Origin of the sequence: Aeromonas sp. sia0103, assembly GCF_963895295.1 — a bacterium.
GTDB classification, from domain to species: Bacteria; Pseudomonadota; Gammaproteobacteria; order Enterobacterales; family Aeromonadaceae; genus Aeromonas; species Aeromonas encheleia.
The window spans coordinates 1-25,386 of sequence record NZ_CAWQKG010000005.1; the positions used below are offsets into that span (position 1 = coordinate 1).

21 protein-coding genes and 1 riboswitch are annotated in these 25,386 nt (G+C 64.7%); of the genes, 18 read left to right on the plus strand and 3 right to left on the minus strand.

Going from position 1 to position 25,386, the window contains the following annotated elements:
- The first annotated feature begins 400 nt into the window (after positions 1-400).
- The 6 genes from AACW18_RS01710 (at position 401) to cbl (ending at position 6,380) form a co-directional block, all read left to right on the plus strand.
- Positions 401-1,402 (plus strand): sulfate ABC transporter substrate-binding protein, encoded by a 1,002-nt coding sequence (locus tag AACW18_RS01710; protein ID WP_042653331.1) that lies wholly within the window; start codon positions 401-403, stop codon positions 1,400-1,402.
- A gap of 39 nt (positions 1,403-1,441) precedes the next feature.
- Positions 1,442-2,017 (plus strand): RBBP9/YdeN family alpha/beta hydrolase, encoded by a 576-nt coding sequence (locus AACW18_RS01715; protein WP_218330123.1) that lies wholly within the window; start codon positions 1,442-1,444, stop codon positions 2,015-2,017.
- 289 nt (positions 2,018-2,306) lie between these two features.
- The gene (gene cysT / locus AACW18_RS01720; protein ID WP_218389979.1) at positions 2,307-3,146 is read left to right on the plus strand and encodes a sulfate ABC transporter permease subunit CysT; all 840 of its coding nucleotides are present in this window, start codon (positions 2,307-2,309) and stop codon (positions 3,144-3,146) included.
- Complete coding sequence (cysW, locus tag AACW18_RS01725) at positions 3,143-4,030, plus strand: sulfate ABC transporter permease subunit CysW (protein WP_218389980.1); 888 nt, start codon at positions 3,143-3,145, stop codon at positions 4,028-4,030. Before cysT ends, cysW begins: the two co-directional genes overlap by 4 nt.
- Positions 4,031-4,127: 97 nt before the next feature.
- Positions 4,128-5,195 carry a sulfate/molybdate ABC transporter ATP-binding protein gene (locus AACW18_RS01730; protein ID WP_218389981.1) on the plus strand — a complete coding sequence of 356 codons (1,068 nt, stop codon included), beginning with the start codon at positions 4,128-4,130 and terminating at the stop codon, positions 5,193-5,195.
- 237 nt (positions 5,196-5,432) lie between these two features.
- Complete coding sequence (cbl, locus tag AACW18_RS01735) at positions 5,433-6,380, plus strand: HTH-type transcriptional regulator Cbl (protein WP_218389982.1); 948 nt, start codon at positions 5,433-5,435, stop codon at positions 6,378-6,380.
- A gap of 67 nt (positions 6,381-6,447) precedes the next feature.
- Here cbl and gbpA read toward each other — a convergent pair whose 3' ends face one another.
- The gene (gene gbpA / locus AACW18_RS01740; RefSeq protein ID WP_218389983.1) at positions 6,448-7,872 is read right to left on the minus strand and encodes an N-acetylglucosamine-binding protein GbpA; all 1,425 of its coding nucleotides are present in this window, start codon (positions 7,870-7,872) and stop codon (positions 6,448-6,450) included.
- 65 nt (positions 7,873-7,937) lie between these two features.
- Positions 7,938-8,023, minus strand: a riboswitch (cyclic di-GMP riboswitch).
- 465 nt (positions 8,024-8,488) lie between these two features.
- Between gbpA and AACW18_RS01745 the strand changes: the two genes are divergently transcribed.
- From AACW18_RS01745 to AACW18_RS01775, 7 genes are all read left to right on the plus strand, one after another.
- Positions 8,489-10,339: a M3 family metallopeptidase gene (locus tag AACW18_RS01745; protein WP_218389985.1), complete on the plus strand. Its 1,851-nt coding sequence runs from the start codon at positions 8,489-8,491 to the stop codon at positions 10,337-10,339.
- A 410-nt stretch (positions 10,340-10,749) separates the two neighbouring features.
- The gene (locus AACW18_RS01750) at positions 10,750-11,226 is read left to right on the plus strand and encodes a L,D-transpeptidase family protein (RefSeq protein WP_042653339.1); all 477 of its coding nucleotides are present in this window, start codon (positions 10,750-10,752) and stop codon (positions 11,224-11,226) included.
- 121 nt (positions 11,227-11,347) lie between these two features.
- A complete protein-coding gene (locus AACW18_RS01755) occupies positions 11,348-12,061 on the plus strand; it encodes an AzlC family ABC transporter permease (RefSeq protein ID WP_218389986.1) in 714 nt (237 codons plus the stop codon).
- 2 nt (positions 12,062-12,063) lie between these two features.
- Positions 12,064-12,405 (plus strand): AzlD domain-containing protein, encoded by a 342-nt coding sequence (locus AACW18_RS01760; RefSeq protein ID WP_042653341.1) that lies wholly within the window; start codon positions 12,064-12,066, stop codon positions 12,403-12,405.
- Between the two features lie 116 nt (positions 12,406-12,521).
- The gene (locus AACW18_RS01765) at positions 12,522-14,048 is read left to right on the plus strand and encodes a YjjI family glycine radical enzyme (protein ID WP_218389987.1); all 1,527 of its coding nucleotides are present in this window, start codon (positions 12,522-12,524) and stop codon (positions 14,046-14,048) included.
- A 10-nt stretch (positions 14,049-14,058) separates the two neighbouring features.
- Positions 14,059-14,928 carry a YjjW family glycine radical enzyme activase gene (locus AACW18_RS01770; RefSeq protein WP_218389988.1) on the plus strand — a complete coding sequence of 290 codons (870 nt, stop codon included), beginning with the start codon at positions 14,059-14,061 and terminating at the stop codon, positions 14,926-14,928.
- Positions 14,929-15,030: 102 nt separating this feature from the next.
- Complete coding sequence (locus tag AACW18_RS01775) at positions 15,031-15,354, plus strand: DUF1820 family protein (protein ID WP_218292391.1); 324 nt, start codon at positions 15,031-15,033, stop codon at positions 15,352-15,354.
- A 51-nt stretch (positions 15,355-15,405) separates the two neighbouring features.
- Here the strand turns inward: AACW18_RS01775 and AACW18_RS01780 are convergent, their stop codons facing one another.
- Entirely contained in the window at positions 15,406-16,329 is a 924-nt protein-coding gene (locus AACW18_RS01780; RefSeq protein ID WP_218389989.1) for a LysR family transcriptional regulator, read from the minus strand.
- A 151-nt stretch (positions 16,330-16,480) separates the two neighbouring features.
- On the minus strand, positions 16,481-17,677 hold the full coding sequence (locus tag AACW18_RS01785) for an amino acid aminotransferase (RefSeq protein ID WP_218389990.1): 1,197 nt from the start codon (positions 17,675-17,677) through the stop codon (positions 16,481-16,483).
- Positions 17,678-18,054: 377 nt separating this feature from the next.
- Between AACW18_RS01785 and bcsG the strand changes: the two genes are divergently transcribed.
- From bcsG to bcsB, 5 genes are read left to right on the plus strand one after another with little or no spacing between them, the layout of a single operon-like run.
- On the plus strand, positions 18,055-19,725 hold the full coding sequence (gene bcsG, locus AACW18_RS01790) for a cellulose biosynthesis protein BcsG (RefSeq protein ID WP_256352003.1): 1,671 nt from the start codon (positions 18,055-18,057) through the stop codon (positions 19,723-19,725).
- Between the two features lie 14 nt (positions 19,726-19,739).
- Entirely contained in the window at positions 19,740-19,937 is a 198-nt protein-coding gene (gene bcsR / locus AACW18_RS01795) for a cellulose biosynthesis protein BcsR (protein WP_218292395.1), read from the plus strand.
- Positions 19,934-20,596 (plus strand): cellulose biosynthesis protein BcsQ, encoded by a 663-nt coding sequence (gene bcsQ, locus AACW18_RS01800; RefSeq protein WP_218389991.1) that lies wholly within the window; start codon positions 19,934-19,936, stop codon positions 20,594-20,596. The genes bcsR and bcsQ overlap by 4 nt, the downstream gene beginning before the upstream one ends.
- On the plus strand, positions 20,596-23,163 hold the full coding sequence (gene bcsA / locus AACW18_RS01805; RefSeq protein WP_218389992.1) for a UDP-forming cellulose synthase catalytic subunit: 2,568 nt from the start codon (positions 20,596-20,598) through the stop codon (positions 23,161-23,163). Before bcsQ ends, bcsA begins: the two co-directional genes overlap by 1 nt.
- Positions 23,163-25,385 carry a cellulose biosynthesis cyclic di-GMP-binding regulatory protein BcsB gene (gene bcsB / locus AACW18_RS01810; RefSeq protein WP_256352004.1) on the plus strand — a complete coding sequence of 741 codons (2,223 nt, stop codon included), beginning with the start codon at positions 23,163-23,165 and terminating at the stop codon, positions 25,383-25,385. The genes bcsA and bcsB overlap by 1 nt, the downstream gene beginning before the upstream one ends.
- The last annotated feature ends 1 nt before the right edge of the window (position 25,386 follow it).

Below are 25,386 nucleotides of genomic sequence, written 5' to 3' on the forward strand. Positions count from 1 at the left end.
GTAGTTCAGTTGGTTAGAATACCGGCCTGTCACGCCGGGGGTCGCGGGTTCGAGTCCCGTCCGCTCCGCCAATGATTAAGAAGCCCAGTCGAAAGACTGGGCTTTTTTTCATGCCTGCAATTTGCCATCAAGGCGCCCAGTTTTGGCGCAATGCCGAGCTGCAGAGGCGCAGCTCATGGATATGGCTCGCATCCCCCCTATTTCATTCCTCTGTCAGCCTGGTTGAACTCAACCCCTTCCTGATACGCCATTAGCATGTCGCTGGGCGGCAGAGAGGCGGCTGGTAGAGTGCATTGCCGTCTTATATGTGTAAAAGAGATAAGCAAAGCGCTATTTCTTTCTTCCTGGTATATGAAGGAGGAGGCATCCTGTACTCAACCCAACGATATGGAGTATCACCATGAAACTGCGAATGACCGCCCTGACCCTGTTATCCCTGCTGGCACTCGGCCAGGCCAATGCCGCCGAGATCCGTCTGCTCAACGTCTCCTACGATCCGACCCGGGAGTTGTTCCAGGCATATAACGGCGCCTTCGCCAAGGAGTGGAAAGCCAAGACTGGCGATGATGTGGTGGTTAGCCAGTCGCACGGTGGCTCCGGCAAGCAGGCTCGCGCCGTGGTGGACGGACTGGAGGCCGATGTGGTGTCGCTGGCGCTGGCCTATGACGTCGATGCCGTGGCCAAAGCGGGTCTCACCGCCGCGGACTGGGAGAGCCGCCAAGCCAACAATGCGTCCCCCTATACCTCCACCATCGTCTTCCTGGTGCGCAAGGGCAATCCCAAGCAGATTAAGGACTGGGATGATCTGGTGCGCAAGGATGTGTCCATCGTGACCCCCAACCCCAAGACCTCCGGCGGGGCGCGCTGGAACTATCTGGCGGCCTGGGGCTATGCCCTGAAGAAGAGCGGCACTGAGGAGGGGGCCAAGCAGTTCGTCGGCGATTTGTTCAAGAACGTGAAGGTGCTGGATTCCGGCGCTCGTGGCGCGACCACCAGCTTCATCGAGCGTGGCCTCGGCGACGTCTTGCTGGCTTGGGAAAACGAGGCACTGCTGGTGCTGGGGCAGCCAGGTACCAGTGACAAGTTTGAACTCGTGGTGCCGTCTGTCTCCATCCTGGCAGAACCGCCGGTCGCCGTGGTGGACAAAGTCGCCAAGAAACACGGCACCGAAGTCGTCGCCAAGGCCTATCTCGACTACCTCTACTCCGACGAGGGTCAGCGCATCATCGCCAAGTATCACTATCGTCCCAGCAACCCGGCGATCCTGAAGGAGACCTCGGCTCAGTTCCCCACGCTGACTCTGTTCACCGTCAAGGACCTGGAAGGGGACTGGGACAAGGCGCAGAAGAAGCACTTCGCCCAGGGCGGACTGTTTGACCAGATCTACCAACCGGGCAGCTAAGCCGCGCTGGCCCCTGTGCCAGCAGATAGGAGCACCATGATGAACAAGATCCTTCTGGTTCCCGGTCTGCACAACAGTGGGCCGGATCACTGGCAGAGCCGCTGGCATCAGCACTTCCCCCACTGGCAGCGGATGGTCGGTCTGCCATGGGACAAGCCGGACCTCACCGTCTGGAGCGCCAAACTGGCGAGCAAACTCAGGAGCCGGCGCAGTCAGGTTCACCTGGTGGCGCACTCCTTCGGGGCACTGACGGCCATCGCCGCCGCCAGGCTGCAACCGGAGAAGGTCGCCTCGATCCTGATAGTGGCGCCTGCGGATCCGGCTCGCTTCGGTATCCCGGACGAGGCACTGGCAGGCTCCGTCAAGGTCTCCGCCCAGCTCATCGCCAGCCGCAACGATCCCTGGATGACGTTCGAGCGGGCCGAGTACTGGAGCCGCCAGTGGCAGGTGCCGTTGTTCGATGCCGGCGAGGTGGGTCATATCAATGCCCAGTCCGGCCATGGGGAGTGGGGTCAGGGGCTCAACCTGCTGGGTACCCTCTATCGCCGGGCCGAGATGGTGGTCGAGCCGGTGCCGGCGGAATGGGGCAAGCGGGCGGCCCTCAGTTTTCGTTAACCTTTTCACCATCAGACACGGCAAGGAGGCTCACCGCCATCAGATCATTCGTCATCTCCGTCAGCGTGCGCTCGTCGCGCTGACCTCAGGTTTCAAGGTTTCACGGCTCCGTTTGGTTAGGTCTTTTATTTATATAAAAGACCTTTTTTATTTTTATTGGGCTAAAGGCCTTGTTCCGCCGTCGTTAGACAAAAAAGTGATTAGCAAAGGCGTTATTGGTGTTTGTTGCCCCTGGCAGGAGTGAGCAGAATCGCTATATCGAAAGATATTTATAACAAATGGATGTGTTATGCGATTAAGTTCTTATTCCGTCCTGCCAGGCCTGGGCCCGACGCTGGGCTTCAGCCTGCTCTACCTGAGCATACTGGTGCTGCTGCCACTCTCGGCGCTGGTGCTGTTTGCGGTGAACCACCTGAGCGCCGCCGAGTTCTGGCAGGTCATCGGCTCTCCCCGGGTACTCGCCTCCTTTAGGCTCAGCTTCGGGGCGGCCTTCATCGCGGCCCTGCTCAACAGCCTGTTCGGCCTGATCCTGGCCTGGGTACTGGTGCGTTACACCTTCCCCGGCCGTCGCCTGGTGGATGCGCTGATCGACCTGCCGTTCGCCATGCCCACCGCGGTGTCCGGTATCGCCCTGTGCGCCATCTTCGCCCCCAACGGCTGGATCGGCCAGTGGGTCGGCCCCTTTGGCATCGAGCTCGCCTACAACCCAATCGGGGTGGTGATCGCACTCACCTTCATCGGTCTGCCCTTCGTGGTGCGCACCCTGCAACCCGTGCTGCGGGAGGCCGAGAGCGAGCAGGAGGAGGCTGCCGCCAGCCTGGGTGCCAACCGCTGGCAGACCTTCGCCAGGGTGCTCTGGCCTACTCTGATCCCGGCGCTGCTCACCGGCTTCGCGCTGGCGTTTGCCCGCGGGGTGGGGGAGTACGGCTCCGTCATCTTCATCGCCGGCAACCTGCCCATGGTGTCCGAGATAGCGCCCCTGATGATCATGAGCCACCTGGAGGAGTACGACTACGCAGGCGCTTCCGCCATCGCCGCCGTCATGCTGCTCATCTCCTTCATCCTGTTATTGCTGATCAACAAGCTACAAGCCTGGAGCTGGGCCCGCATCGGAGGGAGCCGGATATGAACACCTCTACAATCACCCTGGACACCGTTGTCCAGACGACTGCGGCGGAACGACATCAGGCCGTCACCCGCGAGCCGGTCTGGGTCAAGTGGCTGCTGATCGTACTCGGACTTGGCTGGTTCGCCGCGCTCTTGCTGTTGCCGCTGGCGACCGTCTTCATCCAGGCATTGTCACCGGGATTGGTCTTCTTCTGGCACGCCATCAGCGAGCCGGATGCACTGAGCGCGCTCGGGCTCACCGCCCTGGTGACCCTCTGCTCGGTGCCGCTCAATCTGCTGTTCGGGCTCGCCGCCGCCTGGGCAATCGCCCGTTTTCGCTTCCCGGGTCGGCAGCTGCTCATCACCATCATCGATCTGCCGTTCTCGGTCTCGCCGGTGATAGCGGGGCTGATGTTCGTGCTGATGTTCGGCAGCCGCGGCTGGTTTGGCGACTGGCTCAGCGAGCACGACATCAAGATCATCTTCGCCACCCCGGGGATCATCCTGGCGACCACCTTCATCACAGTGCCCTTCGTGGTGCGCGAGCTGCTGCCGCAGATGGAGGCCCGCGGGCCGGAAGAGGAGGAGGCCGCCATCATGCTGGGGGCGAGCGGTCTGCAGATGTTCTGGCGGGTGACCCTGCCCGGCATTCGCTGGAGCCTGATGTATGGGGTGCTGCTCTGTACCGCCAGGGCGGTGGGGGAATTTGGTGCCGTCTCAGTGGTGTCGGGCCACATTCGCGGCCAGACCAACACCCTGCCGCTGCACATCGAGATCCTCTACAACGAGTACCAGACCGGCGCCGCCTTCGCGGTGGCCAGCCTGCTGGCCCTGTTCGGGATCTTCACCCTGCTGGGGGAGACCCTGTTGGCCAGGTTGCGTGGTCAGCCCACCAAATCCCATTGATATGGATTCGGGCGTTATTGCGCGAGTGGCTCGGCGGAGTGCTCAGCCCAACCCAATCCCCCACTGATTTCGATTTAACGGTTTACGAGAGGCAGCCATGAGCATTCAGGTCCAAGGACTCAACAAGCACTTCAACCAATATGCGGCCCTTGCCGACATCAACCTCGACTTTCACGACGGTGAACTGGTGGCGCTGCTGGGGCCGTCCGGCTGCGGCAAGACCACGCTGCTGCGCATCATCGCCGGGCTGGAGCAGGCCGACAGCGGCAACGTCATCATCCGGGGGGAGGATGCCTCGGCCCTCCATGTGCGCGAGCGCAACGTCGGCTTCGTGTTTCAGCACTATGCGCTGTTCCGTCACATGACGGTGTTCGAGAACGTGGCGTTCGGCCTGAGGGTCAAGCCGAGGAGCGAGCGCCCGGCCGAGGCTGCCATCCGCAACCGGGTCAAGGAGCTGCTGGATCTGGTCCAGCTCAGCCACGTGGCAGACCGTTATCCGACCCAGCTTTCCGGTGGCCAGCGCCAGCGGGTCGCCCTGGCCCGCGCCCTGGCGGTGCAGCCCAAGGTGCTGCTGCTGGATGAGCCGTTCGGCGCCCTCGACGCCCAGGTGCGCAAGGAGTTGCGCCGCTGGCTGCGGGAACTGCACGACGAGCTGCACGTCACCAGCCTGTTCGTGACCCACGATCAGGAGGAGGCGCTGGAGGTGGCGGATCGGGTGGTGCTGATGAATGCCGGCCGGGTCGAGCAGATCGGCACCCCGGCCGAGGTCTATGACCAACCCGCCAGCTCCTTCGTGCACAGCTTCCTCGGCAGCGTGAACCTGTTCCGCGGCCGGGTGGCGGAGCAGGGGCTCGGTATCGGCGAACAGCGGCTGGGGGGATCCGCCATCTCCCATCTGGCCCAGGGCAGTGCCGCCATCGCCTATGTGCGACCCCACGAGTTGGAGATCCTGCCCGCTGATGCGCCCGGTGGCATCAGTGCCACCATCACCCGCCTGCTGCCCATGGGGCCGCGGATCCGGGTCGAGCTGCGCGGCACCGGGGAGACCCAGGGGGCGCATTTCGAGGCCGAGCTGAGCAAGGAGGCCGCGAGGGCCTTCGCGCCGGGTCAGGGGGTGCGCCTGGTGGCCAAGCAGGCGCAGCTCTATCCGGACTATCAGATCTGATGGAGCGGACTCCGTTCGTGGCTGTTAAGGCTCGGCTCTATCCCAAATCATCAGATCTGAGGGAGCCGAATTTGTAGTGGGAAGGCTTGGATCTTATCCCCGGAAGAGCGGTGGCGGCTTGCCCGTGCCGGTTACACAGTTTCAGGTTTGCGGCCCGGCATGAGCCCGGGCTGGCAATAAAACAAGAAAGCGGCGGCGGGGCAGACCCGGCGGCCGGTCAGCGCAGGAGGCGATGACGTGAATTTTCAGCAACTACGCATTATCCGGGAGGCGGCGCGGCGGGACTACAACCTGACCGAGGTTGCCAACGCCCTGTTCACCTCCCAGTCCGGGGTCAGCCGCCATATCCGCGAGCTGGAGGAGGAGCTTGGGCTGGAGCTGTTCATCCGCTACGGCAAGCGGCTGCTCGGCATGACGGAGCCGGGCAAGGAGCTGCTGGTGATCGCCGAGCGCATCCTCAACGACGCCAACAACATCCGCAAATTGGCCAGCACCTTCGCCAACCGGGATTCGGGCAGGCTGTTGGTAGCGACCACGCACACCCAGGCGCGCTACGCCCTGCCGCGGGTGGTGAAGGCCTTTCGCGAGCAGTTCCCGCTGGTGCAGCTGGAGCTGCGTCAGGGCGGGCCGGAGGAGATAGTGCGGCTGGTGCAGACCGGCGAGGTGGATATCGGCATCAGCAGCGAGCAGCTCGACAAGAGCGAAGGGGTGGTGGCCTTCCCCTACTACCGCTGGCATCACAACATAGTGGTGCCGGAGCAGCACCCCCTGACCGCCGAGCGGGAGCTGACCCTGGAAGCGCTGGCGAACTGGCCCATCATCACCTACCAGGCCGGGCTGACCGGCCGGGCGCGGGTGGATGAGGCCTTCGCCGAGGCGGGGATAGCGCCGCAGATCCTGCTGACCGCCCAGGACTCCGACGTCATCAAGACCTATGTCGAGCTGGAGATGGGGGTCGGCATACTGGCGGACATGGCGTTCGACGCCCAGCGTGACAAGGGGCTGGTGCAGCTCGATGGCAGCCGACTGTTCGCACCGCACACTGCCTGGATCGGGCTCAAGCAGGGGCAGTTCCAGCACAACTTCGCCTGGCAGTTCATCCAGCTCTGCAACCCGGATCTGGCGCTGGCCGACATCCAGGCCCGTGCCATGAGCCACGAGCCGGCCCTCGATTACCAGATCTGAATGGGCTGACATGCCATAAACAAACAGGGAGCCATCGGCTCCCTGTTTGTTTATCTGTCGACGCGCGTTATTTCAGTTCGGTCCAGGCATCCTGCCAGTTGCTGCCCACGCCGGGCTCATACTGGGTGGCCGAGCTGGACCAGATAGTGCACCAGCCGCTGTAGGGGTAGGGCTTGCACTGATACACCTTGCCGTTCTTGGGCTGCAGCACCTTGGTGCCCGCGGTGTAGGACTTCAGGCCCTCCGGGAAGCTGAACTGGTAGTCACCGCCGCTGGCCGGATCCTTGAGCATCAGATCCAGGGTCTGCTGCAGCGGCTCGCCACCCGCCTTGGGCTTGCCCTCGATCACCAGCTGATGGTGGCCCGCGCTCAGGCCGCTCACCGGCATGGTGAAGCTTTGGCTGCTGTCCTTGATGTCGGCGCCGGTCTGGCCCTTGGCGACACCGCCATGGTCATACAGGGTATTGGTGACGGCGAGGTCCCCTTGCGCCGTGACGGTGAAGGCCAGGGTGACGCTGCCGTTGTCGAGCAGGTACTCGCTCTCCAGACCGCTCACGGTGATGCCGTTGCCCACCGGCGGTTGTTGCTGTTCGAGCTGGATCTCGACCCGTTGCAGGTTGCTGCCCGCCTTCAGGTAGATGGGGTTCTGGCCGTAGACCGGGTTGAACTGGCCGCCGCCACCCTGCTGACCGGCACGGATCTGGCTCTGCTCGGCGTTGATCTTGCCCGCCAGATCGTGGGCCCAGTTGTTCTTCTGGCCCTGCTCGGCGTTGGCGATGGTCAGCACCGTCTGCAGATCGGTGCGCTCGCCGCTGGTGTCGAACACCCGGGTCCTGGCCTTGTCGCCGGCCGCGAGATCGGTGGAGGGGTAGATGGTCCCGCCCTGGCTCCAGCTCAGCGGGGGCTGGGTGCCGCCTTCGAAGCGGGCGTCGATCAGGTTGTAGAAGCTGTTAGCGGTATCGCCCACTTCCCACACTCCGAGAATGACCTGGTAGCCGGTGCGTGCCGGCAGGGTGCACTGGTGGGTGACCTGCTTGGGCGGCTGCACCATGTTGCCTTCGATCACGCAGAATGGATTGAGATCGAAGGAGTCGCGGGTCAGCGGCTGGTTCGGGTTCCAGTCCTGCTTGGTGAGGTAGTAGCGCCAGTTGCGGGTCACGTGGTTGGCGGTGAAGCTCCAGCTGATGGCGAAGGGCCCGGCCTGCACCTCGCGCTTGGTCCAGCGATCGCTGGTCTGGGCATTGAGCTCACCGAATTGCGGGTGGCCGGCCGAGGCGATCTGGCCGTCGGCGGGGCCGCCGTTGGGGAAGCCGGACGGTGCCTCCAGGCTCTGGGGCTCCCACTGGATGGCGCCACACTGGCTGTTGCCGCCGGTCTTGCACAGATAGTTGCGCCCCTCCGGCTGGTTGATATAGCCGTGGGCGAGTGCGCCGCCACTGGCCAGCAACGCCAGCGCCGCGGCGACATGATTGAGTTGAATTTTTGCTGCCATACATTCCTCTGTTCGGTGATGTGGGCAGTCAAGTTGGCAGGGGAAATCCCCGATACACACCTGGGTGTGGCAACCCCGCTATCCTGGACGACATGTCTTTAGACCGGAGGCTTTGCGTCCTGGCCTTTCAACCAGTTTGCCAAATGACTACATAAATGGTCATGGTGTCGCATTTGAAGACGACACATCATCATGACTTATTTTGATTAAATTATTAAGTGTAAATCTTTACAGTTCGACTCATCGGAGTAGTGCCATTACTTAACTTTCTGTTTTTACATGGGTATTCCCTTGGTCATGTTCACTGCCCCGGATTGTTGTTCTGATTAATATTCAGATTTCACGCATCTTATGCCGAGGCGGCATCCCCTTGCCGACCCTGGACTCCATGGCAGGGGGCGGGGACCCGAGCCGAGGGGGATCCTTCAGGGATCCGCCGGCTACCTGGGGTCGGAGTGTGCCCGCTCATGGCCCCCATGAGCAGCAGACAGACAGGCCCACTTTTGATAGCGTGGTGACGCGCATCCCGGCGCACGTTTGTCCCGGCCCCGACCGGGGAGGGACATCACCAAAAAGGAACGGATGGCCAGACGCCACCGATAACAAGAGGGAATTTATGAGTTCCATTGCCAGGAATTACCTTAACCAGCTCAACGCCGACTACCTGCGGGTGCACAGGCGCAAGGAGGATCTGTTCTGGTCCACCTACATGGGCACCAGCGACGATCAGGCCGGCTTCACCGCCGCCGAGCAGGCCTACAAGGCCTTCTGTGCCAATCCGGCGCGGCTGCCGGAGCTGAGGGAGATGCTTGCCCAGGCCGACGGGGCGGATCTCAGACGCGGCCTGGGGGGCTGGATTGCCTTCTTCGAGTGCAACGTCATCGAGGATCCGGCGGCGGCGGCCCTGATGGACGAGCTGGTGGTCGCCGAGGCGGACCTGTTCGCCCGTCGCAAGGGCTTGAAGCTGAGCCTGCTGGACGAGCAGGGCCGCCAGGTGGCCGGCAGCCTGCCGGCGGCCAGCACCAGCCTGGCCGCCAGCCCGAGCGAGGCGGTACGCCAGAGTGCGCTCGACATGTTCCACAGCCTGGAGCAGTGGGTGGTCGACCATGGCTACCTGGACGTAGTGGCGCTGCGCAACCGCTTCGCCCGCGCCATGGGCTATCGCGACTACTTCGATTACAAGGTGCGCAAGAACGAGCAGATGAGCCCGGAGCAGCTGTTTGCGGTGCTGGATGACTTCATCGAGCGCACCGAAGAGCGGGTGCACCTGAGCCTGGCCGAGCTGAAGGCGGCGAAGGGGGAGACGGCGCTCTTGCCCCACAACCTGCGCTACTTCGTCAGCGGCGACGTGACCCGCCAGCTCGATCCTTACGTGCCCTTCTCGCGGGCGCTGCAGGATTGGGTCGAGAGCTTCCGCCGGCTCGGCATCCAGTATCGGGAGGCGACCCTCACCCTGGACTTGCTGACCCGGGAGGGGAAATACGAGAACGGCTTCTGCCACGGCCCGGTGCCGAGCTTCTGGCAGGAGGGGCAATGGGTACCGGCCGTGGTCAACTTCACCAGCCTGGCCAATCCGTCCCAGGTGGGCAGCGGCTGGAGCGGTCTCAACACCCTGTTCCACGAGGGGGGCCACGCCGCCCACTTCGCGAACGTGACCGGCAACGCCCCCTGCTTCTCCCAGGAGTTCCCGCCCACCTCCATGGCCTATGCCGAGACCCAGTCCATGTTCTGCGACAGCCTGCTGGACGATGCGGACTGGCTCAAGCGCTATGCCAGGAGCGAGAGCGGGGAGCCCATCCCGGATGCGCTCATCGGGGCGATGATAGAGGCGCGCCAGCCATTTCGCGCCTTCAACGAGCGGCAGATCGCGCTGGTCTCCTACTTCGAGCGGGATCTCTACGCCATGGCCGATGGCGATCGCACCCCGGCCGCCGTGCTGGCGCTGGCGCGCCGCTGGGAGCGCAAGATCCTGGGGGTGGAGAGCCCGCGGCCGCTGCTGGCGATCCCGCACCTGCTCAACCAGGAGTCGGCCTGCGCCTACCACGGCTACCTGCTGGCGCTGATGGCGGTGGAGCAGACCCGTGCCTACTTCCTGCGGCGCGACGGTTATCTCACCGACAACCCGCGCATCGGACCGGATCTGGCCGCCCATTACTGGGGGCCGGGCAACGGCATGACCCACGATCAGACCCTGCAGAGCCTCACCGGGGAAGGCTTCAGCGCCGCTCCCCTGGCCCGGGTCTGCAACCAGAGCGTGGCCGAGGCCTGGGAGCTGGCATCGGCCAGCATGACGGCGGCGCGGCAGCGGCCACCCGCCGGCGAGGGGAGCCCGCTCAATGCCCGCATCCGGGTGGTGCACGGGGAGGCGCTCATCGCCGACAACAGCGAGTCGGAGGTGCGCATGCTGGCCGACTTCGAGGCCTGGATCCGGCGCCACTACCAGGCCGAGCCAGCTTCTATCGGCTAAGGGATCCCCACCCACCACAGAGCCCTGCCCCTTGGCAGGGCTCTGTCATTTCTGCGCGCTGGTCACGCCCTCGGTCGCGCGGCTGGACGGGGTTATCGGGGACGGCTGGCGGCGGGAAGGCGCGACGGTGCCTGCGGGGGCAGGCCGGATCCCGGGGTGGGGGCTGAATAAAGGCCCAGATGGGGCACTTCAAGCGACCGCTTGGCGCCATCTAGCTGTTTTAGCTATTAATTAATGTGATGGGGCGGTGGATGGATGGGGCGCTCGTCACGCTGGTCACAGATATGTTTCTCTGGATATATTGAGTATTGATGGCGATCCCATATCATGGCGCTCGCTCGCCACCAGAGAGTGGCGATATTCAGATGATTTGCTAACAAAAAAGCCCTGAAGGCTTGTCGAGGGATGGAATGAGAGCCGTATTACTGTGTTTGCTGGGGCTGTGGCCCGCCTTAAGTTTTGCCACCCTGTCTGCCGACATGATAGTGGTCAAGAAGTCGAGCTATAGCCTGACCCTGATGAAGGATGGCAAGGAAGTCAAACGCTACTGGATCGCCCTGGGCCCGGCCCCGAAGGGACACAAGTTGCGGGAAGGGGATCAGCGCACACCGGAAGGGCGTTACATCCTCGACTACAAGAAGACCAACTCCGGTTATTACAAGGCCATCCACATCAACTACCCGAATCTGGATGACATCAAGATGGCCAACGAGAAGGGCGTCAATCCCGGTGGCATGATCATGATCCACGGTCAGCGCAACGACATCGGCAACCGTCGTCTGCAGCCGTCCAACTGGACCAACGGCTGCATCGCCATGCTCAACCATGATCTGGACGAGGTGTGGAGCGCCATCGAACCCGGCACCCCCATCATCATCCAGCCCTGATCCCAGTTCCTCACGCCCGCCATCGCGCGGGCGTGTCATTTCCCCCTGACGATGGCGTGACATCCCCGCCTGCACCGTGCTAGTTTTTCCGGCTCGCCGTGGATGTAACAAGGATGATCCCATGATGTCAGGAACGAGCGCCCCCGCGCCCGAGAGTACCCGCGCGCTCTGGTGGCGCGCCTCCCTCGATATTTTGCCCCTCTCCATCTCCGTCATCCCCTGGGGGATACTGTGCGGTGCCCTGGCGCTGCAGGTGGGGCTGAGCCCGTTGCAGGCCCAGCTGATGTCGCTGCTGGTCTATGCCGGCGCCGCCCAGCTCTCGGCCACCACCCTGTTCGGGGCCGGCACCCCCTTGCTGCCCATAGTGGGCTCCACCTTCGTCATCACCTCCCAGCACCTGCTGTACGGCTTCACCTTTCGTCGGGACGTGCTGCCGCTCTCCCTGCGCTGGCGTGCAAGCCTCGCCTTCTTCCTGACCGACGAGATGTTCGCGGTGGCGCTCAAGGACAGGGAGCGTCATGGCCGCTTCAATCCCGGCTATGCGCTGATCGCGGGCTTCGTGTTCTACCTGTTCTGGAACCTGGCGACCCTGCTCGGCATCGCCGCCGGTCAGTACATAGAGGGGCTGGACAAGATGGGGCTGGACTTTGCCATCGCCGCCACCTTCATCGCCATGACCATACCCGCCCTCAAGAACCTGCCCATGGTGGCGGCGACTGTGGTGAGCGGCGGCACGGCGCTGCTCACCAAGCCGCTGCTGGCGGAGGTCTACATCATCATCTCGGCGCTGGCCGGCATGCTGGTGGGCTATGTGCTGCACCGGATGAGGAGATAACCATGAGCTGGCTGATGATAGGCCTGCTGGCCCTGATCACCTTCTTCAACCGCTTCGCCTTCTTCTCGCGGCTGACCCGCTATCAGCCGGGCGCCGAGATGGGGGCCTTCCTCAGCTTCTCGGCCCAGTCGGTGCTGACCGCCATCTGGCTGCCCATAGTGTTCAGCTATGAGCCGGGCAAGGGGCTGGACTGGGATCCTGACTATCTGGCCGCGACCCTGCTGGTGACGGCCCTGACCCTGCTGCGTCTGCCGACCCTGCTGGTGGTCGTGATCGGCATGGGGGGCTTCTTCCTGCTGCGCTGGCAGGGGGGGCTCGCCAGCGTGCTGCCCTGGTTGGGCTAGGGCGTGATCCTGCATAACGGATGTCTGTTTATGACATCCGTTATGTTGTGAATGTCACTTCAAAAAAGGCCTCTCAAGTGTGAGGATTTAGGGACTATCCGCCAAGGAGCTCCCCCATGTCTTTCACCGCAACCTGCCAGCGCATAGTGCGCGATCCCCTGCTCTCCCCGGCTCAGAAGAGCCATGCCCTGGCCCTGGCCGCCGAGAATGCGCTGCCTTATCCCGAGTTGCCCGCGGCGGTGGCCGAGGCGATGGCACAGGGCGTGCTCTGCGACATGTTCGAGGGGCATGCGCCTTACAAGCCGCGCTACGTGCTGCCGGATTACCAGAAGTTCCTGAGTCAGGGCTCGGCCTGGCTGGAGCTGGCGCCGCCCCGGGATTTCGACGAGGCCCTGGATGCCCTGCGCATCCTATACCACCACGTGCCCTCGGTGACCGGCATGCCGGTCTGGCTGGGGCGGCTGGATCACCTGCTGCTGCCCTTCGTCGGCGCGCTGGATGACGAGGCGATCTATCGCAAGCTGAAGGGGTTCTGGATCTATCTGGATCGGGTGCTGCCGGATGCCTTCATGCACGTCAACATAGGCCCGGATGACAACCGGCTCTGCCGCCTGATCCTGCGCATCGACGGCGAGCTCAAGCAGGTGGCGCCTAACCTCAGCCTGTTCCACGACTCCGCCTCGACCCCGGACAGCCTGCTGCTGCAGGCGGTGCAGAACATCGCCGAGTGCAGCAAGCCGCACATAGTCAACTACCCGCTGCACCGCGACACCTTCGACGAGCGCGGCTTCGGCATCGTCAGCTGTTACAACGCCCTGCCCCAGGCGGGCGGGGCCAACACCCTGGTGCGCCTCTCCCTCAAGGGGGTGGCCGAGCTGAGCACCGGCATCGACGACTTCCTGGAGTTGTGGCTGCCGCACCATTGCGAGCTGGCCTCCCGGCTCATCGCGGCGCGGGCCGCCTTCCTGCACGAGGAGTCCGGCTTCTTCGACAGCTTCCTGGTGCAGGAGGGGCTGCTCGACGAGGGGCGCTTCGTGCCCATGTTCGGCATCTACGGCATGGCGGAGGCGGTCAACATCCTGCTGGGCAAGGAGGGGCTGGTGGGGCGCTATGGCCATGACGAGGGGGCGAACCGGCTCGGCCATCGCATCTCGGCCGCGCTCTCCGACCATGTGACCGGGGCGCCGCAGCCTCACGCCTGGCGGGGACGCGCCCTGCTCCATGCCCAGGGCGGCCTCAGCCTGGATCGCGGGGTGACGCCCGGGGTGCGCATCCCCTATGGCGAGGAGCCGGATCCCGCCAGCCATGTGCTGGCGCTGGCGCCCCACCACGGCTTCTACGACTCCGGCATCAGCGAGATCCTGACCCTGGATCCCACCATTCGCCAGAACCCGCAGGCGCTGCTGCAACTGTGCAAGGGGGCCTTCGCCCTCGGCATGCGCGAGTTCAGCGCCAACGTGGCGGACAGCGATCTGGTGCGGGTCACCGGTTACATGATCCGCAAGAGCGATCTCGCCCGCTTCGCCACCGACGGCTCCCGGCTGCAGACCACCTGCCTCGGCGCCGAGGCGAGCGAGCTGACCGGCATTCGCCAGCGCGCGCCGCGGGTGGTGGGGCTCGAAGCCAGCCTCTGTGACTATTGAGTCAGGCTCGATGACTCGCACCGCCATCGTCAGCCGGTTGCTGCCCTTCTCCTGCGTGGATGGACCTGGCAACCGGCTGGTGCTGTTCCTGCAAGGCTGCAACTTTCGCTGCCCTGGCTGCCACAACCCGCACACCATAGGGCTGTGCGATCACTGCGGCGACTGTGTGCCGGGCTGCCCGAGCGGCGCCCTGAGGCTGCACCAGGGGCGGGTGAGCTGGCAGCAAGATCTTTGCACCCACTGCGATCGCTGCCTCGACGGCTGCCCGCGCCAGGCCAGCCCCAAGACCGAGTCCATGTCGGTGGCTGAGGTGCTGGCCCAGCTGCGCCGCTACGGCCCGCTGCTGAGCGGCATCACGGTCTCCGGCGGCGAGGCGACCACCCAACTGCCCTTCGTCGTGGCGCTGTTCACTGCCATCAAGCAGGCGCCGGATCTCGTTCATCTGAGCTGTCTGCTCGACAGCAACGGCTCCCTGGCCGAGACCGGCTGGCAGCGGCTGCTGCAGGTGCTGGACGGCGCCATGATCGATCTCAAGGGGTGGCGCGACTCGGCGCATCATGCCCTGACCGGCCAGGGCCGCGAGCGGGTACTGGCCTCACTGCAGCTGCTGGCAAGCCGGGGCAAGCTGAGCGAGCTGCGGCTGCTGCATGTGCCGGGACGCAGCGATTTTCTCGACGGGAGCGGCGAGCTGGACGAGGGGCTCGCCCGCTTCCTGCAGGGCCTGGGGCCCGTGCCCATCCGGCTCAATGGCTTTCGTCGGCACGGGGTACGCGGTGGAGCGCTCGACTGGCGGGAGGCGGCGCGCCCCGAGCTGGAGTCGCTCGCCAAGGCGCTGATCGCCAAGGGATTGGGCCCCATCGCTCTGCCGGCGATCTGCTGAGTCGTTTTGAGACTCGATATGACGCAACTGTGAACTTCGTCTATAGGGCGCGTGGGAAGTGGCCGCTAGAATGGGAAAACCGCCCACCATCAACAGATGCCCATGAGTGAAGCCAGCGCCTTATACCGAGTGCAGTTTATTTGCCACAACGAGCGTTACGAGGTCTATGTCAGGGAGGTGAACCAGGGTCAGCTGTTCGGTTTCATCGAGATCGCGAACTTCGTGTGGGACAACCACACGGCGCTCATCGTCGATCCCAGCCACGAGAAGCTGAAGAGCGAGTTTGCCGACGTCAATCGCACCCTGATCCCCATGCACCAGGTGCTGCGCATCGATCAGGTGCGCAAGCAGGGGGCCGCCCGCATCACAGAGCTGGGCAACAACGTCTCTCCCTTCCCCAGCCCCATCTATACCAAGAAACCCTGAGGCCGCTCATTCCGGCGCGCCCTGCCATCTGAGGGCAGGGCGTTGCCGGCATCAGGCCAACTCCTGGGCCAGCTGCAGGATCCGCTGCCGGAACCAGCGGCGGGCCGGCTCCTCCCCGGCCGGGCCGTACCACACCAGGCTGTGGGTCACGGCGCCATAGTCGAAGGGGACGGGCAGGCCGACCAGCCCCGGGAGCCTGGCCTGCTCGGCCCAGCCTTTGACGGCGGTGAGGATCAGATCGCTCTGCGCCAGCAGGGCCGCCGCGCCGCCGAAATCCGGCAGGGTGGCGCCGATCCGGCGCCTGACCTGCAGCTGGGCCAGGCTCTGCTCGAAGAAGGGATTGGCCAGCTCGGTATCGCGGATGGCGATGTGGCGCCAGCTCAGGTAGGCATCCAGATCCCAGGGCATGGCGAGGGCCGGATGGCCCTCCCGCACCAGGCAGACCAGCTGGTCCTCCCGCAGGGTCTCCCATACCAGACCGGGTTGGCGGGGCAGGGGTTGGCTCTGATCATGGGGCAGGATCAGGAAGTCGAGCCTGCCCGCCGCCAGCGCCTCAAGCCCCCGCTCATCCTTGTTCCAGACGACGGGCACCAGCCCCGGCACCTCCCGCATCAACTGACCCAGAATGGGGCCCATGGGCCAGACCATGCCGCTCTCGCGCAGGGCAAATTTAAGCTCCCCCTGCCAGCTGGCGGGATCGAAGCCGCCCTGGCTGGTGAGGCCGTTCAGCTCGCTCAATAGCCGGTGCAGACTGGGGCCGAGCCGCTCGGCGAAGGGGGTGAGCAGCAGCTGGTTGCCCTGGCGGTAGAGCAGCTGATCCCCCAGCAGATCCCGCAGCTGGTTGAGGGTCTTGCTGACGGAGGAGGGGGTGGTGCAGAGCCGTTCCGCCGTGCGGGTGACGCTCTGGCTGTCCAGCAGCAGATGCAGGGTGACCAGATGGCGTCCCCCCAGACGGGACAGTGCGATCAGATCCAAGGAACCTCCTGAGGCGAGACCAGTGCGGGCAAGGGATGCGGGGCGACCAGATGGCGTGCTCTCGGATGGGAGAGGGCGATCAGATCCATGGGAACTCCTGAGAAAAGGCTGAGAGGGAAACAAAAAGCCCCGCCGAAGCGGGGCTGAAGGCTTAGCCCTTGAGCACGGCGGCCATGGCGTCGGCCACGTACTCGACGTTGCGGCTGTTGAGGCCGGCCACGCACATGCGACCCGAGCGCACCAGATAGACGGCGAACTCCTCACGCAGGCGATCGACCTGCTCCGGGGTGAAGCCGGTGTAGCTGAACATGCCGCGCTGGCTGATGAAGTAGCCAAAATCGCGGCCCGGCACCTTGGCGCTCAGCACCTCGAACAGCTTCTGGCGCATGGCCTTGATGCGGGTGCGCATCTCGCTCACCTCGTCCACCCAGAGGGCGTGCAGCTTGGCGTCGTTCATCACGGCCGCGGCTACCTGGCCACCGTGGGTGGGGGGGCTGGAGTAGTTGCGACGCACTGTCGCCTTCATCTGGCCCAGCACCCGGCCCGCTTCCTCTGCATCTTTGCAGATCACCGACAGGCCGCCGCAGCGCTCGCCGTAGAAGGAGAGGTTCTTGGAGAAGGAGTTGCTGACGAAGAAGCTGACGCCGGCAGCCACCATGGCGCGGATGGCGTAGGCATCCTCTTCCAGCCCGTCACCGAAGCCCTGATAGGCGATGTCCATGAAGGGGATCAGGTTCTTCTCGACCACCAGCGCGATCACCTGGTCCCATTGGGCGCGGGAGAGATCCACCCCGGTCGGGTTGTGACAGCAGGGGTGCAGCAACACTATGCTCTTGGCGGGCAGGCTAGCCAGGCAGTCGAGCATGGCATCGAACTGCACGCCGCCACTGGCCTCGTCGTAGTAGGGGTAGTCGTGCACCTTGATGCCGGCCCCCTCGAACATGGCCTTGTGGTTGTCCCAGGTCGGATTGCTGACCCACACCTCTGAGCTCGGGAAGTAGCGCTTGAGCAGATCGGCGCCGATCTTCAGCGCACCCGAGCCGCCTATGGTCTGGATGGTGGCGATGCGACCGGCCTTGACCGCCTCGTGGTCGGCGCCAAACAGCAGATGCTGCACGGCGCTGCGGTAGTTGGCGGCCCCTTCCATCGGCTGGTAGGGGCGCGGCGCCGGAGCGGCGGCACGCTGGGCTTCGGCCTGCTGCACCGAGGCCAGCAGCGGAATGCGGCCCTGCTCGTCGTAATAGAGGCCGATCCCCAGGTTCACCTTCTGCTCACGGGTGTCTTTGTGGAAGGTCTCGACTAGCGTCAGTATGGGGTCGCCAGCATAGGCATCGACGTGTTCAAACATGGGGGGTCCTTGAAGTTGACTGTCCAATCAGACCGGCCGCTGGCCGGGTTCGACATCATGGCGCAATCTGGATTTGGCCTCAAGCAGTTCGGCAGCGGGCCAGGAGATGACAGCCCTTGTCGTATAAAGACCACTCTGAGCCCCTCAAAAGCGGGGGTTATTCAAGTTTAGAGACAAAAAATATCGAAAAATTTGATGACCTGAAGACGCCTGTGAATGCGCAATTCGTGTAATGTTGAGGGTTAAATGGAGCCTGTTTTCGTTCGCGTCTGGTGGTGCCGTGGAGATTTAGTGAGCGAGGCCAATTAGTTGCATAATAAATGAAGTATTTTCTTCATAACTTAATGCAGTGCGCTCTGGCCCGCTCAAGAGGCCTGATGATAACAGGTGACCCACCGCTGATGACTCGACGCGTTTCTCTTTCGTCTTCCCCCTGGCTGGCATGGCAAGGGCTAAGTGGATGGAACCTCTATTTCCTCGGCAAGTTTGCCCTGCTGTGGGCCGGCTACCTCAATTTTCATCCGTTGATCAATCTGGTGTTTGCTGCCTTCCTGATCTTCCCCCTGCCCTGGGCAGGGGCGCGGCGCGCGCGGCACTGGCTGGCACTGCCCATCGGCGCCGGGATCCTCTATCACGATACCTGGCTGCCGGGGATACAGAGCATCCTTGGCCAGGGGCGCCAGGTCTTCTCCTTCACCCCGGATTACTGGCTGGAGCTGCTCGGCCGCTTCATCAACTGGGAGATGATAGGCGTGGGCTTCGTCATGCTCACCCTCTATCTGTTCCTGGCGCAGTGGCTGCGCTTCACCCCCTGGGTCCTGCTCGCCCTGCTCTGGCTGTGGCTCTCGCCCCAGCTGGGCAATCCCTTCGCCGCTCAGGGAACCCCGACCGCCAGCACCGGCAAGAGCAGTCGGCCAGTGCCGGAGGAGAAGAGCGTCTCTGTGGAGGAGCAACTGGATCAGAGCGCGCCCCCGACCAACGAGAACCTCAACGTCTACCTCGATGACTTCTACGGGGAGGAGCGGGATCGCCTGGTGAGCTTCCCGCAACAGCTGCCGGAAGGGACCAGCCCCTTCGACGTGCTGATCATCAACATCTGCTCCCTGGCCTGGAGCGACGTGGAGGCGAGCGGCCTGGTGGACCATCCGCTCTGGCGCCACTTCGATCTCATGTTCAAGCACTTCAACTCCGCCACCTCTTACAGCGGCCCGGCCTCCATCCGGCTGTTGCGGGCCAGCTGCGGCCAGCCCAGCCACGAGGGGCTCTACGTGCCCGCCCCGAGCCAGTGCCTGCTGCTCGACAACCTGGCGCAGCTCGGCTTCGAGAAGCAGGTCGCCATGGATCACTCAGGGGCCTTCGGCAATTACCTCAAGGATCTGCGGCAGTACGCCGACCTGGATGTCACCCCGCTGGACAAGCAGGGGATGGCCCACGATCTCGCCTCCTTCGATGGTGAGCCCATCTATCGGAGCGACGCCCTGTTTGACCGCTGGCTGAGTCAGCGCAACGCGAGCAAGGCGGCGCGCAACACCACCTTCTTCAACCTGATCGCCCTGCACGACGGCAATCGCTATGCGGCCACCGGCAAGGCCGCCCCCTACAAGGATCGGCTGCGCACCCTGCTCGATCAGCTGGATCACTTCCTGACCGAGCTGAACAAGTCCGGTCGCAAGGTGGCGGTGATCATGGTGCCAGAGCACGGGGCGGCCATCGCCGGTGACAAGATGCAGATGGCCGGGCTGCGCGACATCCCGAGCCCCAGCATCACTCAGGTGCCGGTCGGGGTGGCACTGATCGGGACCAAGAGTCCCCAGGCGGCGACCCGGAATATCAATACCCCCAGCAGCTTCCTGGCGATCTCCGAACTGGTGTCGCGGCTGGTGGGCAGCCAGGCCTTCGACAGTGACGCCATCGACTGGAACAGCCTGCTGGACAATCTGCCGGAGACCGCCGACGTCGCGGAAAACCAGGGCTCGGTCGTGCTCGAATATCAGGACAAGTACCACATCAAGCTGGGGCAGGGGGACTGGGTCCCCTATCCGCAATGACGGGGGATAAGGGGATGCAGACCAGACAGCGGAGCCAGGCCCCCTTCGGGGTGCCGGTGGAGGGGGGCGTGCCGAGCGACGTGGCCATGGTACAGCAGGCGTTTGGCGTCCAGCTGCCCTATCAGGACATCAGCCTGCGGGAGCATCTTGCCTGCCTGCGGCAGCGCTTCCCTCTGCTGGCGGAGCTGGACATGCAGCGGAGGGGCGGATGAAGATCCTGGCCCTGCAGGGGATCCGCGGTGGGGTGGGGACGACCTCCATCGTCGCCGGTCTGGCACTGGCGGCCTGGGAGCAGGGGGCGCGGGTGCTGGCCATCGACCTCTGTCCCGACAACCTGCTGGGACTGCACCTCGGCCTGCCTCAGGATCATGCCAGGGGCTGGAGCCGGCTGGCCGATCCGGCACGGGAGTGGCGCTCTGCCCTCTCTGCCTATGAGAGCGGGCTGGATCTGCTGCCCCATGGCGGTCAGCCGGCCTCCCTGAGCGGCGACTGGCTGGCGGCGCTGGCGGGTTACGATCTGGTGCTGCTGGACCTGCCCCCCGGGCCGGTGCCCGCGGCCGCGTCCCGGCTGCTGACCGTCGTCAATGCCGATGCCAACTGCCACGTGCGGCTCTACCGCCATACTTGGGCGGCCAATGAACAACTGCTGGTGACCCAATTTAACAGCCGTCGGGCGTTGCAACAGGATCTGTTGGATCTCTGGGTTGCGGCAGGATTGCCACAGCTTACCCAGCGCCTGCACCGGGACGAAGCCATGGCGGAAGCGATGGCTGCCAAGCAACCCGTGGGGCGCTATGCGCCCACCAGTCTGATCGCCCATGAGCTCAGCTCGCTAGCGCTCTGGTGCCTGATGCGAGAGGCTAACGCCTGATGCTAGCCTGGCTGGTCACGCCGACGGCGGGACGCTGGTGCGGGATCCGCTACCGCTTCCTGCGTAAAGGCGGCGGCTCCAGGCTGGGGTCCGCCGGCCTGACCCTCTTCTGGCTGCTGGCCTGGGCCATCTTCCCCTTCGAGCGGCACGGGTGGCAGTGGATACGCCGCAACGGCCGCGCCCTCTTCCCCCAGGTGGGCCGAGTGAAGCTGGGCGATCCCCTGCGCATCCTGTTGCAGATGATCTGGCTGATCGTGCGCCGGCCCGTGCCCCTTCCCCTGCGCTGGCCTGCCTCATGGCAAAGGGCCTGGCAGTGGGGGACCCGTTCGCTCGGCAAGCTGCTGCAGTGGCAGGAGGAGAAGGGGCTGGCGGCGGCGCGGGCCACCCCGCGGGAGGCGCGCTGGAAGAGCGTGCTGCTCTGCGTGGCCGCCGGTATCCTCTCCCTGCTCTGCATCACCCAGCCGTTCAGCCTCAAGGCCCAGCTGGTGTTCGTCATGCTGCTGGCCGCCATGGCCTTCATCCTGCGTGCCGTGCCGGGGCGCTACCCCATGCTGATGATGATGGTGCTCTCCCTCACCGTCTCCTGCCGCTACATCTGGTGGCGCTACACCTCGACCCTGGACTGGTTCGACCCCGTCAGCCTCACCTGCGGCCTGCTGCTGCTGGCGGCCGAGACCTACGCCTGGGTGGTGCTGCTGCTCGGCTACTGGCAGACGGCCTGGCCGCTGAACCGCCCGCCGGCGCCCCTGCCGGCGGACTCGGCCGAATGGCCCACGGTGGATCTGATGATCCCCACCTACAACGAGGATCTCGCCATCGTCAAGGGCACAGTCTATGCGGCGCTGGCCCTCGACTGGCCGGCCGACAAGCTGACCATCTGGCTGCTCGATGACGGCGGGCGGGAGTCGTTTCGCGAGTTTGCCGAAGGGGTGGGGATCCGCTACGTCGCGCGGCCGACCCACGAGCACGCCAAGGCCGGCAACATCAACCATGCCCTCAAGCTGGCGAGCGGCGAGCTGGTGGCGATCTTCGACTGCGATCACCTGCCGACCCGCTCCTTTCTGCAGATGACGGTGGGCTGGTTCTACAAGGATCCCAGGCTGGGCCTGGTCCAGACCCCCCATCACTTCTTCTCCGCCGATCCGTTCGAGCACAACCTGCAGCGTTTTCGCAAGATGCCGAACGAGGGGGCGCTGTTCTACGGCCTGGTGCAGGATGGCAACGACATGTGGAATGCCAGCTTCTTCTGCGGCTCCTGCGCCGTCATCAAGCGCTCGGCCCTCGACGAGATCGGCGGCATCGCGGTCGAGACGGTGACCGAGGATGCTCACACCTCGCTGCGGCTGCACCGCCTGGGCTACACCTCGGCCTACATCCGCATTCCCCAGGCGGCGGGGCTGGCCACCGAGAGCCTCGCCGCCCACATCGGCCAGCGCATCCGCTGGGCGCGCGGCATGGTGCAGATCCTGCGCCTCGACAACCCCCTGTTCGGCAAGGGGCTCAACCTGGGGCAGCGGCTCTGCTACTTCAACGCCATGCTGCACTTCCTGTCGGGCATACCGCGGCTCATCTTCCTGACCGCCCCGCTCACCTTCCTGATCCTGCACGCCTACATCATCTATGCCCCGGCGGCGGCCATCGCGCTCTACATGCTGCCCCACATCTTCCACAGCGCCCTGACCAACTCCCGCCTGCAGGGCAAGGTGCGCCACTCCTTCTGGGGTGAGGTCTACGAGACGGTGCTGGCCTGGTACATAGCCCGGCCGACCACGGTGGCGCTGTTCGCCCCCCACAAGGGCAAGTTCAACGTGACGGCCAAGGGGGGCATGACGGAGGAGCTGTTCCTGGATCTGTCGGTCTCCAAACCCTATCTGGTACTGATCCTGCTCAACCTGTGCGGGCTGGGGTTCGGCATCTGGCGCATCGGCACAGGCCCGGCCGATGAGGTGCTGACCCTGATCCTCAGCATGCTGTGGACCCTCTACAACATGACCATCCTGGGGGGGGCGCTGGCGGTGGCCTTCGAGTCGCGCCAGGTGCGCACCAACCCCAGGGTGGAGATGGTGATGCCGGCGGCCATCAAGCTGGCCAACGGTCACCTCTATCCCTGCACCCTCAAGGATTACTCCAATGGCGGGGTCGGGGTCCTGCTCGATGCACCGCTGCCCCTGGCGGACAAGGACAGGGTCTGGCTGCTGCTGCGCCACGGCCAGCGGGAGGCCGCCTTCGCCGCCAAGGTGCAGCGCAGCTTCGGGTGCAAGTTGGGGCTGGAGCTGGAGCCCATGGACAAGGCGCAACACATCGCCTTCATCCAGTGCACCTTCGCCCGGGCCGACACCTGGTCCCTGTGGCAGCAGCGGCTCGGCAAGGATCGCCCGCTCCACAGCCTGCTCGACATAGTACAACTCGGTTGGGGGGCTTACTGGCGGCTGGCGCGCAGCTCCCCGATCGGGCCGATTTGTATCCTGCTTGAGAAGCTGGCTCGCTGGCTGCTCTCCTTTGTTCCACGTCGCGTCTCGCCGGACTTCCGGCGCCAGACTCCGACCACACAGACAGTGAAAGGATGATGAAACTACAACGCTGCCTTATTCCTCTCCTGCTGATGACCCAGAGTGCGCTGGCCGCCGATGTCAGCGGGCCTCTGCCGCCCTTGTCCGCGCCGGTGCGCAGCCTGGATCTGAGCTTCGAGCGCATGGCCTCGACCCCCGGCACCCTCTCCCTGCGCGGCAATGCGCCGGACGGTCAGGCGGACTTCACCGTGCGGCGTGACGAGGTGGTGACCCGGGCCAGTCTGGATCTCGACTTCACCCCTTCCCCCTCGCTGCTCCCGCTCATCTCCCAGGTCAAGGTGTACCTCAACGACGAGCTGATGGGGGTCACCGCCCTCACCAAGGAGCAGATGGGGGAGCGGACCCATGCCCGCATCGAGCTGGATCCGCGCTACGTCAAGGACTTCAACCGGCTCAAGGTGAGCTTCGTCGGCCATTACCAGAAGGTGTGCGAGAACCCGGCGAACGACACCCTGTGGCTCAACGTCAACCGGGACAGCAGCCTGAGCCTGCAGCTGCAGACCCTGCCGGTGCGCAACGATCTCTCCTTCTTCCCCATGCCGTTCCTCGATACCCGTGACAACGGCAAGCTGACCCTGCCCATGGTGTTTGCCGGGGAGGTGCCGCTCCTGCAGCAGCAGGCCGCGGCCGTGCTGGCCTCCTGGTTCGGGGCCAAGGCCCAGTGGCGCGGCCAGCATTTCCCCGTGCTCATCAACCGGCTGCCGGATCGCAACGGGGTGATCTTCGCCACCAACGAGGCCCGTCCCGATTTTCTGGCCGATTACCCCGAGGTGAAGGGGCCGACCATCGACATGATCAGCTCCCCCGACAACCCCTATGTGAAGCTGTTGCTGATCCTGGGGCGGAATCAGGAGGATCTGCTGACCGCCGCCAAGGGGCTGGCGCAGGGGGACGTGCTGCTGCGTGGCCAGAGCGTGCAGGTGGAGGAGCTCAAGTCGCTGGCGCCTCGTCAGCCCTACGACGCCCCCAACTGGGTGCGGCTCGATCGCAAGATGCGGTTCGACGAGCTGGTGGACTACCCGGGCCAGCTGCAGGCGACGGGCCGTAGGCTCTGGCCCATGGGGCTGACGCTGCGCCTGCCGCCGGATCTCTATCTGCTGGGGGCGAACGGGGTCAAGGTCGACCTCAAGTACCACCACACGGCCCCGGCCCTGCGGGATGGTTCCAGGCTGGACGTGGCGGTGAACGGCCAGTTCATGAAGTCCTTCCCGCTGTTGCCGGATGAGGCAAAGGGGCAGCAGTTGCTCACGCTGCCGCTCTGGTTTGCCGGCGACGAGGGCTCGCGTGCGCTGCGGATGCCCGGCCTCAAGACGACCCAGGCCAACAACCTGAGCTTCTCGTTCGAATACGCCGAGCAGTTCATGGGGGGCAACGAGGACGGCCGCTGCGATCTGCTGCTGCCCCCGGCCCACCAGGTGCGTCTCGACGACAGCGCCACCATCGACTTCAGCGGTTATCGCCACTTCATCGAGATGCCGAACCTCAGGGCCTTCGCCGGGGCCGGGTTCCCGTTCAGCCGGATGGCGGATCTGGCCGAGAGCCAGGTGGTGATGCCCGCCAAGCCGCATCCGGCCCAGCTGACGACCCTGCTCGATGCCCTGGGGGCCATCGGTGCCGAGACCGGTTATCCGGCGCTCTCCCTGCGGTTGGTGAACGACTGGGAGCAGGCGCGCGGCGCGGATCTGGACACCCTGCTCATCGGCTCCCTGCCCGAGGAGTTCAGGCGCGACCTCGAACCCGATGCCCTGCTGGCCTCGACCCGCAGCTGGGTCAACCAGCCGCACCGTGAATACCAGGGGGATCTGCTGCACAGCATGGCGGATCGCCAGCCCGAGGCGCGGGTCGGCATGCGGGGCAATGACGCCATCGCCGTCATCCTCGGCCTGCAGTCGCCCACCCATGAGCAGCGCAGCCTGGTGGCGCTGCTGGCGGACGGGCCGGCGGGGGTCAAGCTGCTCAACGAGACCCTGCAGAGTTCCAGCCTGCGGGCGCAGGTGGCGGGTTCGGTGGCCATCATCCGGGAGTCCGGGGTGAAGATCCTGGCGGTCGGGGAGCGCTACGAGGTGGGCTATCTGCCCTGGTGGGAGCGGATCTGGCACTTCTTCGCCAATTATCCACTGCGACTCGCGGGGCTGACCCTGCTGTGCATGCTGTTGCTGGGCTGGGGCCTGCGGGTGCTGCTGGCCAGCAGCAGCCGTCGCCGTCTGAAGGAAGAGTAAG

Excerpts from the sequence above, each read along its gene's own strand:
- AACW18_RS01710 (WP_042653331.1), top strand. The coding sequence starts at position 401 with ATGAAACTGCGAATGACCGCCCTGACCCTGTTATCCCTGCTGGCACTC.
- AACW18_RS01715 (WP_218330123.1), top strand. The coding sequence starts at position 1,442 with ATGAACAAGATCCTTCTGGTTCCCGGTCTGCACAACAGTGGGCCGGAT.
- cysT (WP_218389979.1), top strand. The coding sequence starts at position 2,307 with ATGCGATTAAGTTCTTATTCCGTCCTGCCAGGCCTGGGCCCGACGCTG.
- cysW (WP_218389980.1), top strand. The coding sequence starts at position 3,143 with ATGAACACCTCTACAATCACCCTGGACACCGTTGTCCAGACGACTGCG.
- AACW18_RS01730 (WP_218389981.1), top strand. The coding sequence starts at position 4,128 with ATGAGCATTCAGGTCCAAGGACTCAACAAGCACTTCAACCAATATGCG.
- gbpA (WP_218389983.1), bottom strand. The coding sequence starts at position 7,872 with ATGGCAGCAAAAATTCAACTCAATCATGTCGCCGCGGCGCTGGCGTTG.
- AACW18_RS01745 (WP_218389985.1), top strand. The coding sequence starts at position 8,489 with ATGAGTTCCATTGCCAGGAATTACCTTAACCAGCTCAACGCCGACTAC.
- AACW18_RS01750 (WP_042653339.1), top strand. The coding sequence starts at position 10,750 with ATGAGAGCCGTATTACTGTGTTTGCTGGGGCTGTGGCCCGCCTTAAGT.
- AACW18_RS01755 (WP_218389986.1), top strand. The coding sequence starts at position 11,348 with ATGATGTCAGGAACGAGCGCCCCCGCGCCCGAGAGTACCCGCGCGCTC.
- AACW18_RS01760 (WP_042653341.1), top strand. The coding sequence starts at position 12,064 with ATGAGCTGGCTGATGATAGGCCTGCTGGCCCTGATCACCTTCTTCAAC.
- AACW18_RS01765 (WP_218389987.1), top strand. The coding sequence starts at position 12,522 with ATGTCTTTCACCGCAACCTGCCAGCGCATAGTGCGCGATCCCCTGCTC.
- AACW18_RS01770 (WP_218389988.1), top strand. The coding sequence starts at position 14,059 with ATGACTCGCACCGCCATCGTCAGCCGGTTGCTGCCCTTCTCCTGCGTG.
- AACW18_RS01775 (WP_218292391.1), top strand. The coding sequence starts at position 15,031 with ATGAGTGAAGCCAGCGCCTTATACCGAGTGCAGTTTATTTGCCACAAC.
- AACW18_RS01785 (WP_218389990.1), bottom strand. The coding sequence starts at position 17,677 with ATGTTTGAACACGTCGATGCCTATGCTGGCGACCCCATACTGACGCTA.
- bcsG (WP_256352003.1), top strand. The coding sequence starts at position 18,055 with ATGATAACAGGTGACCCACCGCTGATGACTCGACGCGTTTCTCTTTCG.
- bcsR (WP_218292395.1), top strand. The coding sequence starts at position 19,740 with ATGCAGACCAGACAGCGGAGCCAGGCCCCCTTCGGGGTGCCGGTGGAG.
- bcsQ (WP_218389991.1), top strand. The coding sequence starts at position 19,934 with ATGAAGATCCTGGCCCTGCAGGGGATCCGCGGTGGGGTGGGGACGACC.
- bcsA (WP_218389992.1), top strand. The coding sequence starts at position 20,596 with ATGCTAGCCTGGCTGGTCACGCCGACGGCGGGACGCTGGTGCGGGATC.
- bcsB (WP_256352004.1), top strand. The coding sequence starts at position 23,163 with ATGAAACTACAACGCTGCCTTATTCCTCTCCTGCTGATGACCCAGAGT.